Origin of the sequence: Brachybacterium sp. AOP42-C2-15 (assembly GCF_052377065.1) — a bacterium.
In the GTDB taxonomy this organism is placed as follows: domain Bacteria; phylum Actinomycetota; class Actinomycetes; order Actinomycetales; family Dermabacteraceae; genus Brachybacterium.
Window position 1 is genome coordinate 194,101 of record NZ_JBQSWK010000001.1, and the last position, 14,643, is coordinate 208,743.

At 71.5% G+C, this 14,643-nt stretch carries 14 protein-coding genes; 7 read left to right on the forward strand and 7 right to left on the reverse strand.

Annotated elements, in window-relative coordinates:
- Nucleotides 1–37 precede the first annotated feature (37 nt).
- Entirely contained in the window at nt 38–1,000 is a 963-nt protein-coding gene (locus ACT3SQ_RS00925; protein WP_441446323.1) for an aldo/keto reductase, read from the forward strand.
- Here the strand turns inward: ACT3SQ_RS00925 and ACT3SQ_RS00930 are convergent.
- On the reverse strand, nt 988–3,105 hold the full coding sequence (locus ACT3SQ_RS00930) for a heavy metal translocating P-type ATPase (RefSeq protein WP_444592023.1): 2,118 nt from the start codon (nt 3,103–3,105) through the stop codon (nt 988–990). The two genes, ACT3SQ_RS00925 and ACT3SQ_RS00930, sit on opposite strands and share 13 nt — an antisense overlap.
- A 166-nt stretch (nt 3,106–3,271) precedes the next feature.
- Between ACT3SQ_RS00930 and ACT3SQ_RS00935 the strand changes: the two genes are divergently transcribed.
- Both ACT3SQ_RS00935 and ACT3SQ_RS00940 read left to right on the forward strand, forming a co-directional pair.
- Nucleotides 3,272–3,703, forward strand: a complete 432-nt coding sequence (locus ACT3SQ_RS00935) for a VOC family protein (protein WP_441445874.1) — start codon at nt 3,272–3,274, stop codon at nt 3,701–3,703.
- A gap of 125 nt (nt 3,704–3,828) precedes the next feature.
- Nucleotides 3,829–4,491, forward strand: coding sequence for a carbonic anhydrase (locus tag ACT3SQ_RS00940; protein ID WP_441445875.1), 663 nt, complete (start codon nt 3,829–3,831; stop codon nt 4,489–4,491).
- A gap of 10 nt (nt 4,492–4,501) precedes the next feature.
- Here ACT3SQ_RS00940 and ACT3SQ_RS00945 read toward each other — a convergent pair whose 3' ends face one another.
- Nucleotides 4,502–5,233: a helix-turn-helix transcriptional regulator gene (locus ACT3SQ_RS00945; RefSeq protein WP_441445876.1), complete on the reverse strand. Its 732-nt coding sequence runs from the start codon at nt 5,231–5,233 to the stop codon at nt 4,502–4,504.
- 141 nt (nt 5,234–5,374) lie between these two features.
- On the opposite strand from ACT3SQ_RS00945, the gene ACT3SQ_RS00950 reads away from it, so the two are divergent.
- A complete protein-coding gene (locus ACT3SQ_RS00950) occupies nt 5,375–5,815 on the forward strand; it encodes a hypothetical protein (protein ID WP_441445877.1) in 441 nt (146 codons plus the stop codon).
- Nucleotides 5,816–5,904: 89 nt separating this feature from the next.
- Nucleotides 5,905–6,753 (forward strand): aldo/keto reductase, encoded by an 849-nt coding sequence (locus tag ACT3SQ_RS00955; protein ID WP_441445878.1) that lies wholly within the window; start codon nt 5,905–5,907, stop codon nt 6,751–6,753.
- 44 nt (nt 6,754–6,797) lie between these two features.
- On the opposite strand, the gene ACT3SQ_RS00960 is transcribed toward ACT3SQ_RS00955, so the two are convergent.
- From ACT3SQ_RS00960 to ACT3SQ_RS00975, 4 genes are read right to left on the reverse strand one after another with little or no spacing between them, the layout of a single operon-like run.
- On the reverse strand, nt 6,798–7,694 hold the full coding sequence (locus ACT3SQ_RS00960; protein ID WP_441445879.1) for a sugar phosphate isomerase/epimerase family protein: 897 nt from the start codon (nt 7,692–7,694) through the stop codon (nt 6,798–6,800).
- A 29-nt stretch (nt 7,695–7,723) separates the two neighbouring features.
- A complete protein-coding gene (locus ACT3SQ_RS00965; protein WP_441445880.1) occupies nt 7,724–8,158 on the reverse strand; it encodes a hypothetical protein in 435 nt (144 codons plus the stop codon).
- A 46-nt stretch (nt 8,159–8,204) separates the two neighbouring features.
- The gene (locus ACT3SQ_RS00970; protein ID WP_441445881.1) at nt 8,205–9,650 is read right to left on the reverse strand and encodes a hypothetical protein; all 1,446 of its coding nucleotides are present in this window, start codon (nt 9,648–9,650) and stop codon (nt 8,205–8,207) included.
- Entirely contained in the window at nt 9,650–10,423 is a 774-nt protein-coding gene (locus ACT3SQ_RS00975; protein WP_441445882.1) for a hypothetical protein, read from the reverse strand. The genes ACT3SQ_RS00970 and ACT3SQ_RS00975 overlap by 1 nt, the downstream gene beginning before the upstream one ends.
- Nucleotides 10,424–10,568: 145 nt before the next feature.
- Between ACT3SQ_RS00975 and ACT3SQ_RS00980 the strand changes: the two genes are divergently transcribed.
- Together ACT3SQ_RS00980 and ACT3SQ_RS00985 are read left to right on the forward strand one after the other, a co-directional pair.
- Complete coding sequence (locus ACT3SQ_RS00980) at nt 10,569–11,636, forward strand: MerR family transcriptional regulator (RefSeq protein WP_441445883.1); 1,068 nt, start codon at nt 10,569–10,571, stop codon at nt 11,634–11,636.
- A gap of 34 nt (nt 11,637–11,670) precedes the next feature.
- Entirely contained in the window at nt 11,671–12,933 is a 1,263-nt protein-coding gene (locus ACT3SQ_RS00985) for an MFS transporter (protein WP_441445884.1), read from the forward strand.
- Here the strand turns inward: ACT3SQ_RS00985 and pabB are convergent.
- Nucleotides 12,869–14,638, reverse strand: coding sequence for an aminodeoxychorismate synthase component I (pabB, locus tag ACT3SQ_RS00990; RefSeq protein WP_441445885.1), 1,770 nt, complete (start codon nt 14,636–14,638; stop codon nt 12,869–12,871). The two genes, ACT3SQ_RS00985 and pabB, sit on opposite strands and share 65 nt — an antisense overlap.
- Nucleotides 14,639–14,643: the final 5 nt, after the last annotated feature.

Here is a 14,643-nt window from a genome sequence, read left to right on the forward strand (position 1 = left end):
CCCCGGCGACACCGCCCCACGAGGAGTGATCAGCGATATGCAGTACGCCCAGCTCGGCCGCACCGGCGCGACCGTCTCCCGGCTCGTGCTCGGGACCATGAATTTCGGTCCCCACACCGCGGAGGAGGATGCTTTCGCGATCATGGACCGTGCCCTCGACCAGGGGGTGACCTTCTTCGACACCGCCAACGGCTACGGCGGCACGGAGCGCCGCGGCTGGACCGAGGAGATCATCGGCCGCTGGCTCGCCTCGCGCGGCCGGCGCGAGGAGATCGTCCTCGCCACCAAGGTGTTCGGCGAGATGGGACCCGGGAAGAACGATCGCGGGCTCTCCGCCCTGAACATCCGCCGCGCGGTGGATGCCTCGCTGCGCCGCCTGCAGACCGACCACATCGACCTCTATCAGATGCACCATGTGGACCGCACCGCCCCGTGGGACGAGATCTGGCAGGCGATGGATCTGCTGGTCGCGCAGGGGAAGATCACCTACGTCGGCTCTTCGAACTTCGCCGGCTGGCACCTCGCCCAGGCGAATGAATCCGCCCGCGCCCGGCACTCCCTGGGGCTGGTCTCGGAGCAGTCGCTGTACAACCTGTTCACCCGGGATATCGAGCTCGAGGTGCTCCCGGCCGCGGAGCACTACGGGATGGGCGTCATCGCCTGGTCCCCGCTCGCGGGTGGGAAGCTCGGCGGTCGCTCGGCCGACGGGGTGCGCCGCGGCGCCGCGGACCGCCACGACCTCTCCGACGGGCTGGCCGCCCAGCTGGATCGCTGGGAGGCGTTCTGCGCCGAACGGGATCTCGCCCCCGGCCAGGTGGCGCTCGCCTGGCTGCTGCACCGGCCCGGCGTGCTCGGTCCGATCATCGGCCCCCGCACGATGGAGCAGCTGGACTCGGCGATCGCCGCCATGGAGATCTCCCTGTCCGAGGACGACCTCGCCGCGCTCGATGCGATCTTCCCCGGCCCGGGCGGGCCGGCCCCGGAGGCCTACGCCTGGTGAGCAGGGAGTGAGACGGTCGCTGACCGCCCGAGCATCCGCTCTGCACTGGCCTCGGGCCGCAGGTCCAGCCGGCGCAGCAGCTGGGCGTTCAGCGCCACCACGATGGTCGAGGCCGACATGAGCAGCGCGCCCACGCTCATCGGCAGAATGAACCCGATCGGGGCCAGCACCCCCGCCGCCAGCGGGACGGCGAGCAGGTTGTAGCCGGCAGCCCACCAGAGGTTCTGCCGCATCTTGCGGTAGGCAGCGCGGGAGAGCTCGAGCACGGAGAGCACCGAGCGGGGATCGGAGGAGGCCAGCACCACCCCGGCGGAGCCGATGGCGACGTCAGTGCCGGCGCCGATCGCGAGGCCCACGTCGGCCTGGGCCAGCGCCGGGGCGTCGTTGACGCCGTCGCCGACCATCGCGACCTTCCGCCCCTCGCCCTGGAGCTCGACGACGGTCCGGGCCTTGTCCTCGGGGCGCACCCCGGCGAACACGCGGTCGATGCCGAGCTCGGCGCCGACGGATTCGGCCACCGCGCGCGCATCACCGGTGAGCATCACGACGTCCACGCCCTGGGCGCGCAGCGCCTCGACCGCCTCGCGGGACTCGTGCCGGATCTCGTCGACCACCCGCAGCGCGCCGATCACGTCGCCGCTGGCGAGCACGTGGAGGACGGTCGCCCCCTGCGCATGCCACTGTGCGGCGACGGGCAGCTCCGCAGTCCCGTGCTGCTCGAGCAGGTATGGGCCGCCCACCTCGATGACATCGCCGTCCACGACGGCCCGCACTCCGACCGCGGGCGACGAGCTGAACCCGTCTCCCGCGCTCACCGCGAGGTCGCGCTCGTCCGCGGCCCGCACGATCGCGCGGGCCAGCGGGTGCTCGCTCGGTGCCTCGGCGGCGGCGGCGAGGGCGAGCACCTCGTCCTCGGAGCGCTCGGCACCAGTCTCGATGCCGGTCAGCGCGGGCTCGCCCCGGGTGAGGGTGCCGGTCTTGTCGAAGAGGACGGTGTCCACCGTGCGCATCTGCTCGAGCGCCAGGCGGTCCGTGACGAGCACTCCGCCGCGGGCTGCGCGCTCGGTCGCGATCGAGACGACGAGGGGGATCGCGAGGCCCAATGCATGGGGGCAGGCGATCACGAGCACGGTGATCGCCCTGATCACAGCCTGGTCCGGACTCCCGACGAGGAACCAGATGATCGCGGTGAGGATCGCCGCGCCGAGCGCGAACCAGAACAGCCAGCCCGCGGCGGTATCCGCGATGCGCTGGGCCCGTGAGGTGGAGCTCTGCGCATCGGCGACGAGCTTCCGGATCCCGGCGAGCGCCGTGTCCTCGCCGATGGCGGTGACCTCGAGGCGCAGGCCGGAGTCGGTGGCGACGGTGCCTGCGACGACGTCGTCCCCGACCTCCCGCCGCACGGTGGCGGACTCGCCGGTGATCATGGACTCGTCCATGCTGGCGCCGCCGTCGAGGATCCGCCCGTCGGCCGGCACCGAGGCGCCGGGCCGCACGAGGACGATGTCGCCGACGGCGAGCTCGGATGGGGAGACCGAGACGACCTCCTCGCCCACGACCTTCTCCGCCTCGTCGGGCAGGAGCGCGGCGAGGGAATCCAGGGCCGAGCCGGTCTGTGCGAGCGAGCGCATCTCGATCCAATGGCCCAGCAGCATGATCACGACCAGGAGGGCGAGCTCCCACCAGAAGTCGAGCTGTGCGTCGAGCAGCCCCAGCGAGGCGCCCCAGGAGGCGGCGAAGGCGACGGTGATCGCGAGGGCGATCAGCAGCATCATCCCGGGCGCGCGGGAGCGGATCTCGGAGACCGCGCCGGTGAGGAACGGCCTGCCGCCCCAGAAGTAGAGGACGGTGCCGAGCAGCGGCGGGATCCAGCTGATCAGCCCGCTCTCGGGGAGGTCGTAGCCGAGCATGAGCCCGACCATCGGACTCGTCGCGACCACGGGGATCGCGAGCACGAGCATGATCCAGAACAGCCGACGGAACTGCGCGACGTGGTCGCCGTGGTCGTGGTGGTCGCCATGGTCGTGGTGGTCCTGATGGTCCTGATGGTCCGCATGCCCCGCATGCCCCGCATGCCCATGGTCGACGTCCGGCTTAAAGCCCATGATCGCCCTCTCTCCCGCTGCTCCGACTCTTTCCTTTCAAGCTATACCCCCAGGGGGTATTCATCAAGGGACCCCCGGACCGTAGGCCATTCCCCTCGCCGCCCCCGCGGTCTACGCTCGCAACGAGCGCCCGGCAACGGGTCGGGGCGACGCCGAGGAGGCCTCCATGCCCGCAGCACTCCACCCCTACCTGAACTTCGACGGCAACACCCGGGAGGCCTTCGAGTTCTACGGGCACTCGCTCGGGGCGATCCCGCAGTTCGCCACCTTCGGGGAGTTCGGCGGACTTCCGGCCGATGACCCGAACGCCGACAAGATCATGCACGGCTCCCTCGAGGTCACCGAGCTGATCAGGCTCTACGCGTCCGATGTGATCGAGGGGATGTCCCCCGAAGGCTTCATCGTGGGCAACAACGTCACCCTGTCGCTCATGGGGGACGACGAGACCCTGCTGCGCAGCGCGTACCTCAAGCTCTCCGAGGGCGGCAGCATCACCATGGCCCTCGAGAAGCAGATGTGGGGCGATATCTACGGCTCGTTCACCGATCGCTTCGGCATCGTGTGGCAGGTGAACATCTCCACTCCCGCCGAGAGCTGATCATCTCGACAACATCCTGGGCCACGGGAGTAGTCTGCGGCAGGGCCTGAACGGCCCACCCGTCGCACCGACCTCCCACCCGTCGCACCGATCTGCGGCGCGCACCATCTCTCGAAAGGCCCCTCATGTCCTCTCCCCGCGTTTCCGTCCAGCAGGCCTGGGATGCACTGGTGGAGGGGAACGAACGCTTCATGGCCGGGGACCTGAACCATCCGCAGCAGAGTGCCGCCCGGCGCAGCGAGCTGCGCGGGAGCCAGGCGCCCAACGCAGCCTTCCTGGGCTGCTCGGACTCACGGGTGGCGGCAGAGATCCTCTTCGACTGCGGGCTGGGCGACCTGTTCGTGGTGCGCAACATCGGCCAGATCGCGAATGCGAACACCACCGCGACCATGGAGTTCGCCGTGGCGGAGCTGGGCGTCGCCGTGATCGTGGTGCTCGCCCACGGCTCCTGCGGGGCGGTCAAGGCTGCGATCGATCAGACCACGGCCGCGCCGAGCGAGGTCACCCCGGCGATCCGCAAGGAGCTCGAGTCGATCCAGCCCGCGGTTCAGCAGGAGTGGTTCATGACTCAGCAGGTCAGCCCGTATGTGGATCCCGAGCTGATCGATGCGGATGCGGTGGGGCGGCGCCATCTGGATGAGACCATCAACGCCCTGATGCGGCAGTCGAAGGTCATCTCCGACGCGGTCGCCGCCGGCGAGCTCGGCATCGTCGGCTGCCAGTACCAGCTGGAGGAGGGCCGGGTCTCCCCGATCTCCTGGGTGGGCCGGGTCGACACCGCCCGCTGAGGCCAGCCCCTCACAGTCCTGCCGACGGCGTCGGATCAGCCGTCCTGCGGGGCAGGCTCTCCGGCGCGACGACGGCCCCGGCCCCGGCCCGGACGATCACGCAGCAGCGACCCTCCTGGGGACACAGCTCCGCTCGCGCCCGATCCTCTCCCCTGCTCTCCAGCGCGCTGCCCAGCAGCGTCTGGTTGAGCGTGCACACCAGCTCGGTGTGGGTGCGGCTGAGTCGATGGAAGGGGCAGTTGCGCAGGATGATGTCCCCCTCTGGATCCATGGACGGCTCATAGCCCCGTGCGGCGAGGACCTCCATGAGCTCCCCGTCCGCTGCACCGGCGGAGTGCCCCTCCGCCTCGGCCGTGCGGACGAGGGCGCCCCGCAGCGCCCCGCTGCCGTCCTCGTCGATCGCGGTCGCGAGCAGGTCGGCCAGCAGCGCGTAGTCGCGCGGGGGCACGGAGACGGTGCGCTCCTCTCGGACCCGGTGATACCGCTTGGCGGGTCGCCCCGCCCCGGGACCGCCGACGCCGGGCGGGCGAGCATACGTGGTGGTCAATAGTCCTGCCTCGACGAGCCGGTCGAGGTGGTAGGCCGCGAGGTTCCGCGCCATCCCCACCGATCGGGCGGCGTCGTCGCGGGTCAGCGGCTCATCCTGCGCAGCGATCGCGTCGTACAGCCGTCGCCGCACCGGATCCACGAGCGCGCTCAGTCCCTGCAGGCCGTCCGGACCGACCTCACCCTCACCGCTCATGACTCGCCCCGCTCATGCTTCTGCCCGTTCACGACTCGCTCCGTTCATGCCCAAAACTCTAACACCAAGAGTTCTTGACAAACAGGCGGGGTCAGGAGGACTCTAACAATAGGTTCAGTTGGTTCTAGAAGGAGTCTCGCCATGTCCGTGCTCACGTCCTCCCCCTCGATGTCCTTCCTCACCCGCGCCCGTCAGGACTCCGGCCTCGCCGCATTCTGGGTGCTGCGCCTGGGCTTCGTCGTCCTCCCCCTGCTGATGGGGCTGGACAAGTTCACCAACCTGCTCACCGACTGGCCGGGGTACCTGGCCCCGTGGCTCGTGGCGCTCCTGCCCGTCAGTGCGCAGGCGGCCATGTATGCCGTGGGCGTGGTCGAGATCGTGGCCGGGATCGCCGTCGCGCTTCGGCCCCGCCTGGCCGCCTGGGTGGTCGCGGCGTGGCTCGCCGGCATCATCGTGAACCTGCTGACCTACTCCGGGTTCTACGACGTCGCGCTGCGGGATGTCGGCCTGCTGGTCGCGGCGGTCGCCCTCGGGCTGCTCGCCCGGACCTACGACCGTCCGCGGGTCGACGCGGCCGCGTGACCGTCGCACCTCACCGGGATCACCGGGCTCACGGTCCCACGTAGGGTGAGCTTCGACGGCGCGGCACCAGCATCGGCCAGGAGGCCCCTATGAGCACCCCCGCATCCCCCGAGGTTCCCACCACCACGTTCGCCGACGGGGCGAGCATCCCGCTGATCGGCTTCGGCACGGGCGGGGCCCAGGGCCCCGCCGGAGCCGACGTGATCGCCTCCGCACTGCGCACCGGCTACCGACTGCTCGACACCGCTGCCCAGTACGGCAACGAGACCGCCGTCGGCGAGGGTCTGCGCCGCAGCGGTGTGGATCCCGCCGAAGTGCTGGTGACGACCAAGGTGGCAGGTGGCGATCACGGCCGCGAGGCCGCCCGCACCGGGATCCTCGAATCGCTGCGCCGGTTGGGGCTGGAGCGGGTGGGGATCGCCCTGATCCACTGGCCGAATCCCTCCCGCGGACTCGCCGTGGACACCTGGCGCACCCTGCTGGACCTGCGGGAGGAAGGGCTGGTTCTCCACGCCGGGGTCTCGAACTTCCGCCCCGATCAGCTCCAGGAGCTGTTCGACGCGACGGGGCACTGGCCCGAGATCAATCAGATCCAGCTCTCCCCGGCGCTGCCCCGCCAGGAGCCGGATGCCTTCCACCGGGAGCATGGGATCGTCACCCAGGCCTGGGGACCGCTCGGGACCCGGGAAGGGCTCTCGGAGCAGTTCGCGATCCGCAGGGTCGCGGCGAAGCACGCGGTCACAGTCGCGCAGGTGGCGCTGCGCTGGGCCGTGGACCGGGAGATCGTGGTGATCCCTCGCTCCTCGGACCCGGGCAGGCAGCGGCTGAACCTCGATCTGACCGCTCTCCGCCTGGACCAGGAGGATCGCGCACTGCTGGCGAGCCTCGATCTGGGTGAGGAGAGCGCCTGGGACTCCCGGGAGCACGAGGAGTGGTGAGCAGGAGGAGTGGTGAGCCGGAGGAGTGATGAGCGGGGAGCAGCTCAGCCGGTGACGGTGCGGGCGATCTCGTGCATCTCCTCGAGCCGGCCCCATTCGTCGTCGTCCGTCCCGGCGTAGACGAGCGACAGGCGGCCGGTGTATCCGGTCTCTCGCAGCGTCTCCAGCGAGCGCGTGAGATCCTCGGCATCGAGCACGCCCGGAGCCGATTCACGAGCCTTGACCTGGGAACACTCGGCATCCCCGGCGACCGCCGCGATCTGCTGGTACTTGTCCTCACCGTCCCAGTTCCCGGTGTCGATGAGCAGGCCGACCTCTCCCTCGAGCTGGTCCAGCAGCCCCCGGGTGGTGCGCGCATCGATCAGCAGCGACTTCCAGTTCTCGGTGAGCACCCGGAGGCCCGGATGCGCCGCGGCGAGGGCCCGCAGCCGGCGGGCGCTGAGCGCGAGCGTCTCCGGCGTCGGCGCCTGGTCCCCGGCGGGCACCCGCACCCTCGGCACGCCCAGCCGTTCGGCCACCTCGATCCAGCCCGAGACCCAGCGCTGCTGCTCGACGCCATGCTCGGGATGGACGATGTCTCCGTCATCCACCAGGAAGCACTCGAGGTCGACTCCCGCGGTGTCGAACCCGTCGCGCAGCTCTGCCAAGTACGCGGGCTCGGTGCGGGGCAGGTAGAAGTGACACAGCTGGGCGCTGGTGAATCCGTGCGCGGCGAGCTGACCGGGCAGCTCGAGCAGGTCCAGGCCGCCTGCGGCGTCGTTCTCGGCGAGGGTGCCCGACGGGGCGGAGCCGGGCGCGACGAACCGGCCCATGGTCCGGAACAGGGACCAGGTGTGGAGAGCCTTCGCGGGGTTGAGGACAGAGGTGGGGTCCAGGGCAGAGGCGGGGTCCAGGGCAGAGGTGGGGTCCAGGGCAGAGGTCGGGTTGAGAGCATGGGCCATGAGGTCTCCTGTGATCGATCGGGCGGGGGTCATCCCCCGAAGTGCGCCGCGAGGTCCTCGGTGGTGACGTTCGCGCCGGAGCTCGCCGCGACCACGTCGGCCGTCATGACTCGGGTGCCGCGATCCCCCTCGGGGTGCGCCTCGATCCGCACGAAGGCCGTCCGCACCCCGGGCTGCTGGTCATAGGTGTCGCTCACCGTCTCCAGGACGACGAGCAGCGACCGTTCGATCTGCGCACGGTCCTGACCGGCCAGCACCAGCACTCCGCTGATGGTCGTGCCGGCAGAGGTGGAGTCCTGGAACTGCACTTTCCCGTCCCGGTGCTCCGGCAGCGCTTCGACAGCGACGCGCAGCGCCTCCTGGACGTCGGTGACATCGCTGCGCCCGCCCAGTCCGCAGGCGGTGAGCAGGCTGCCGATGATCCCCACGAGCACTCCTCTGCGGCCGATGGCGCTGGCTGTCATCGGCCCATCATCCACCATCGCCTCCGCCCCCGCTCCGCCCTCGGCGTCAGTTCTCGCGGTGCACGCCGGAGGTAAAGTGCTGGACGCTCTCCGGATCCCCGGTGAGGAAGGGCTGCAGGCTCGGGTCCTGCGAATACTGCGAGAGCTGCGAGTTCGGGTCCTGCAGCTGCGTCTGCACCGAGTTCTGATATTCGCCGCCCCCGTGGTTGGTCAGCGGGTTCCAGCTGGGGCTGTCCAGGGTGACGGTGGTGGTGTTCCCGGAGCCGATGTTCTGGTTCGCGAGCAGCTCCCCGGGATTCGGGATCGGGACGGGCAGGGGGATTCCTCGCGGCCCGGGCACCACCGGGCCCATGTACGAGCCCTCGGCGTCGATCCTCGGCACGAGGTCGCCGCCGTGCTGGATGTTCAGCTGGTGCACGCCGGCGGGCACGTCGTAGTTGTCCACCGGGGAGCCGTAGGTCATCACGTTGGTGAGGTTGTACTGGGAGGCGAACTCCGGGTTCGCGGCCAGGCTGGCGGCGATCATGCCGCCCTGGGAGTGCCCGTTGAGCATCAGGGGGACGCCCTCCAGGTTCGGGTTGTCCCGGTAGAGCTGGGCGATCGCGTCGGCCGTGGCCTGCGACCCCGCGGACCAGCCGTTCGAGCCGGCCTGCTCGGCGTTGCCGGTGAGGTCCAGCGGGTTGTCCCCGGCCATCGGCCCCCACTGCTCGGTGCCGGGGATGTTCACGATGACGCCGGTGGGTGGATTCCCGACCACGCTCATCGAGACCTCCCCGGTCTCCTCGGACCCGTAGGTCTGGTTGGTGTTGGCGATGATCTGGGAGAGGTCCCCGGGCGGGACCAGGCCCGAGTCCTCAGGGGTGACCGCGACCGGGGCGTCGGCGTAGCCGGTGCCGTCATCGGCGAGCTTGAGGTCGATGCCGGTGAGCACCTCGATGACGTCGCCCGTCCCGCGGATCAGCCCTGCTGCGCCGTCGACCACCACTTCGGTGAAGCGCGGCCATTCGAAGCCCTGGATCGCGTCGAGGGCGGTGCTGACCAGGTCGCGGCCGTCCTGGACCCGGTCCCCGAGCCAGTCCATCCCGTCGGAGATCCGGTCGCCGAGCCAGTCGGTGCCGTCCGAGATCCGATCCCCGAGCCAGTCGATCCCGTCGCGGATGCCGTCGACGATGTCCCCGCCGGTGTCACGCAGCCAGTCCATCGCGTCCTCGAACCAGCCGCCGTCGTCGACGGAGGAAGCGCGGTCCTGCTCCTCGACGTGCTGCTGCAGCTCCCGGGATCGCTCCCCCAGGCCCGGCAGCACGATGCTCTCGCCCTGCCGATGGGTGGCGTCCCACTGCTCGCGGAACGCCTCGGCGTCGGGCCCGATCCACGCCACGGACTGCACGCTCGACTGCAGTCCGCCCAGCACCTCCTCGAGGCGGCGGGCGGCCTGCTCGAGGGCGTCGGATTCGCCGAGGACCTGCTCGGTGTCCATCCCGTAGAAGGTCATCAGGCGGCGCTCCCGGCGGCATGGGCGGTGACATGGCCGATCGCCGCGATCACCTTGGCGCGCATCGCCGAGGTGAGGGAGCCGGGCTCGAGCTCGCGGGCCTCGGTGCCGTCCTCGCCGGGCACCAGCACCGCGAGCTGCTCGCCCTCCTGCCCGTAGGCGTACCAGGAGCCGCCGCTGACGACGGTCTGCTCCGGGGCCGGGGAGGCGATCACGAGCATCTGCACCTCCGCGACGGCGGGGGCGTCGACCAGCTCGGCCGGAGCCGGGGCGGGGTCGGCGGCGGTGAAGGCGGGGCGCTGCGGCACGAGCGCCTCGAAGGTCTCGCTGAGGTGCTCGATCGTGCTCAGGCCGAGGATGACGGCGTCCGCCCGGCGCCCGAGCTGCATCGTCTCGGCATCGGCGGTGACCTCCCGAGACTGATCGATGATCACCACCACGCGACCGGCGATGCGGAGCCGGGTGGTCCAGGCCCGGTCGCCGTCGACGCACACCAGCTCGACGCCGACGGGGGAGGTCAGGGCGGAGCGCAGGAACTGCTGCCAGTGCGGGTCGATCACCAGGCCGTCGTCCTCGCCGGGCGCGTCGACCAGCAGGCCCACGAGCTCGAGCTCGACGATCTGCTCCTCGGTGATCTCTGTCGGCGGTTCCTGCTCGAGCGCGATCGCCCGCACCCAGGCCCAGGAGGGCTCCGAGATCCGCACCAGCTTCGCGTCCCCGGGCAGCGAGGTGATCCGCGGTCGCTGTTCCACCGTCGTGTCGTCGACTGTCATGCCCGGCCTTCCGCTGCGCCCACGGGCACGCTGCGATGCGGCCCTGGTCAGGAGCGTATGTCGGGGCGCGGGTGAGAGGAATGGGGAGTAGTCCCCATGGACCGACCGCCCTCGCGGCAGCACCCGCACATGGCAGGATGCGCAGGTGTCCGATGAGCAGCTGCTGACGATCAGCACCTTCGCGCGGGCGGTGGGCGTCCCGGCCAGCGCTCTGCGCCATTACGCCGCCGAGCAGGTCTTCGTCCCGGCGGACGTGGACCCGGTGAGCGGGTACCGGTACTACGCCCCCTCGCAGATCGAGGGCGGGGTGCTGCTGCGACGGATGCGCGCGATCGGAGTGCCGCTGGCGGTGATGCGCGAGGTGGTCGCCGGACCGGCATCCGAGGCGTCACGACTGCTCGCCGAGCTGCTCATGGACCATGGCACGAACTCCCGCCGGCGCGAGCAGGAGCTGCACGCGCTGCGGGAGCATCTCGACCCCACCACCGGCGCTACCGGATCGGTGCGGGCGACCGTTCCCGGAGCCTCCCTCGCCGCCGCCATCACCCAGGTGCTGCCTGTCGCCGAGAGAGCGGCGGACGACGTGTCCGGACTGATCTGGGTGATCGAGTCGGCGGAGATCGCGCTGATCGCCACGGATCGCTACTGGCTCGCCCATCGTCGCCTCAGGGCGGAGGCCTCCGGTTCCCCGGGCCGGGCGATCATCTCGGTCGTGGACGCCGCCGATCTCGCCCGCGCCTGCGCCCGCCACGGCGACGTGCATCTCGCCCTCACGGGCGCAGCCCTGACCGTGCACGACGCCGAGGGGACGCTCCTGGCACGCGCCGCGCTCATCGAACGGGCGGTCCCCGATCTCGGACTCCTGGTCTCCACCCAGCCGCCCGCCCGCGCCGTGGCGGGCTTCGATCGAGCGGAGCTGCACGGTCTGCTCGTCCCTCCGGCGCCGAGCACGCAGCTGCGCCTGGTCGTCGACGGCAGCACCGCCGTCCTCCACGCCGGCGAGGCACCGGCGCTGCACGGCTGGGCCTCCTGCTGCGCGAGAGCCGACGGTGGCCTCGAGGTGCTGATCGGCCGGGCGCTGCTGGCCGCCGCGGTCGCGGTCTGCACCGGCGCGGAGGTCACTCTCGCCCTCGTCGACCCGACCACCCCGGTGCGCGTCACCTCCCCGATCCAGGACACCCTGACCTGTCTGGTGATGCCGATGCGGCCTTGACCTTCAGGTCGCTCGAACCCCCACCCTCGAGGGCGTGAACACCCCACCCTCTCCGACCACGCGCCTGCCCGCCGGATTCCACCTCTGGTGGGCCGTCTCCACCCTCCACGCCGCCGGCAGCTCGATGCTGGCCTTCGCCCTGATCTGGCTCGCCACCGGTCACGGGCCGGCTGCCGTCGCCCTGGTGAGCACCGTGTCTGTGCTGCCCTCGCTCTGCCTGCTCCTGCTCGGAGGTGCCCTCGGCGATCGCCATGGGCCCCGGCGCATGCTGGTGGCGACCACCCTGGCGCAGCTCACCGTGCTGCTGGGTCTGCTCCTTCTCCTCGGCGAGGACCCCGGCATCGCAGGACTGGCCGTCGCGGCAGGAACGGTCTCCGTGATCTCCGCCGTCAAGCAGCCCGCAGCGATCGTGTTCCCGAGGCTGCTGATCACCGAGGAGGAGCAGTTCTCCCGGGCACTTGCACGCATCTCAGGAAGCATGCACATCGCCCGCATCCTCGGGGTCTCCGCCGGAGGGATCGCGATCTCGGTCTGGCCGCTGGCCGTGCTCCTCGCGGTATGCGCGGCCCTCGCGGGCCTCAGCCTCGTCGTGCTCGCGGTGCTGCGTCCCTCCTCCCCGCCACCCGTGGGCACGGGTCCCCCGACCAGCCTCTGGCACGCTCTGTCCGAGGGGATCCGTTCGGCGCATGCCCTGCGGATCTGGCCGCTGCTGGCGGCGGTCGCGCTGGTCTGCGCAGCGGTGCTGCCGGTGGTCGCAGTGGTGCTGCCCTCCGCCGCCCGCGCTCAGGGGTGGAGCGGCTCCGAGGCAGGGCTGCTGGAGGCGGCGTGGGCCACGGGCACCCTCACGGTGACGCTGCTGATCTCCTTCACCGGGACGTGGGCGCACCAGCATCGCGCCCTGATCGGTGGACCGCTGCTGATGATGGGCGCCCTGGCCCTCCTCGCCCTGCCCCTGGCCCTGCCGGCGATGCTCGGTGCCGCGGCGCTGCTCGGGGTGGGCACCGCGATCTTCACCACCCACATCGCCCCGATGCTCCTGCGCCGGGCACCCGCCGGTCAGATGACGCGCTTCCAGTCGCTGATGGCCATCGTCCAGCTCGCCCCTCCCGCTCTGCTGAACAGCCCCTTCGCCGCACTCGCAGGGACTGGGCGCGCCTCGCTCGCGCTGCTCCTCGCCGCCGCCCTCGCCGGCGGTGCCGCCCTGCTCCTCATGACGGACTCGCGGGCCGGAGTCAGCCCCGACCCGGCGCCGACCCCTCCACCAGCACCGCGCGCCTCCACCCGCGGGCCGAGCTGAGCACCGCGAGCTCCTCAGCCGCGCACACCTCCTCGGCATTCAGCGGCCGTTCCACCAGCTCGCCCCGCTCGAGCGCGAGCCGGCGACCCACCCCGGCCAGGCAGCCGTCGGCCAGCGGCGGGGTGCACCAGGTGCCGTCGATCCGGGCGGCGAGGGTCGCGATGGTGGTCTCCACGGCGCGGCCGTGCTCGCCGAGCAGCACCACGTCCTCCGAGCCCGGATGACGCTTCCGGGCGGCGGCGAAATGCTCCCGCACCGTGGTCTTGTGCGCGCTGAGCTCCGTCGGGAAGGAGGTGCGCACCGTATCCAGCGCGAGCCGCACCGGCCCGGGCGTCGCCACCAGCGGCCGGGAGCTGACCTCGAGCGATCCGTCCCTCCGCAGCGCCAGCCGCAGCAGCACGTCCCCCGCCGAACCGGCCGCCGCCTCGAGCGCGGCGACCTCGAGCGTCTCCCGCCGTGCCGGGATCCCGAAGTGCGCCGCCGAGCCCAGCATCCGCTCCAGATGCTGCCCGAGGTGCTGCGCGACGCCATCGAGCACTGCAAAGGTCTCCAGCAGAGCGAACGGCTCCCGCGTGCCGGTCGGCAGCACCGCGGCCTTGACCAGCAGCTCCTCGTACTCGTCCGCCGCGGTCGACGCCCAGGTGACCCCGCCACCCGCGCCATAGACCGCGGAGCCGTCGGCCCCATCGATCACCACGGTGCGGATCGCGACGCTGAACCGGGCCCGCGGCGAGGGGCCGGGGGCGAGATACCCGATCGCCCCGCAGTACGCCCCGCGCGGGGCATCCTCGAGCTCGGCGATGAGGCCCATGGTGGACAGCTTCGGGGCACCCGTGATCGAGCCGCAGGGGAACAGCGCCTCGAACACCTCCGCGAGCCCGACCTCCTCACGCACGCGACCCTGGATGCGCGAGGTCAGCTGCCACAGCGTCGGATACTCCTCAGCGGCCATGAGCTCGGTGACCTGCACGCTTCCCGCCTCGCACACCCGAGCGAGGTCGTTGCGCAGCAGGTCCACGATCATGACATTCTCGGCGCGGTCCTTCTCGCTCGCCCGCAGCGCCTCCCGCGCCGCGAGGTCCTCCTCCGGGGTCCGGCCCCGAGCGGCGGTGCCCTTCATCGGGGCGGTGCGCAGCAGGCCGTCCTCCCAGCGGAGGAACGACTCCGGGCTGGCGCTGACCACGGTGTGCCGCCCCAGGTCCAGGAAGGCGTGATGCCCGCCGCGCTGGCGGTGCGCGAGCTCCCCGTAGAGCCCGAAGGCATCACCGCGGAAGGTCGAGCGCAGGCGCGTGGTGAGGTTCGTCTGGTAGGTGTCGCCCTCGGCGATCGCGGCCCGCACCGCCTCCACCCGCCGCGCATGCTCCGCTGCGGACCAGTCCGGGACCCAGGGGGCGACCTCGAAGCCCTCCCCCGTGGTCAGCGGCAGCGCCTCCACATCCGGGGCGTCGGCGATCCCGAACCACACCAGCGGCAGGCCCTCCTGCGGCGCCCGGACGCGAACATCCGGATTGAGCCCCGCGGCTGCCTCATAGGCCACCATCCCGAAGGCCCAGGCCCCGCCGGTGACCGCGTCCTGCACCGCGGCGAGCGCGGGCCGCACCTCCTCGGGCCGGTAGGCGCTGATCACTCGTTCGGCCCGGCCGAACTGCAGGCTGCGGCCCGCGGCGACGTCGTCGAAGCGGGCGACGGGGGCGGGGACGGTCATGAGGG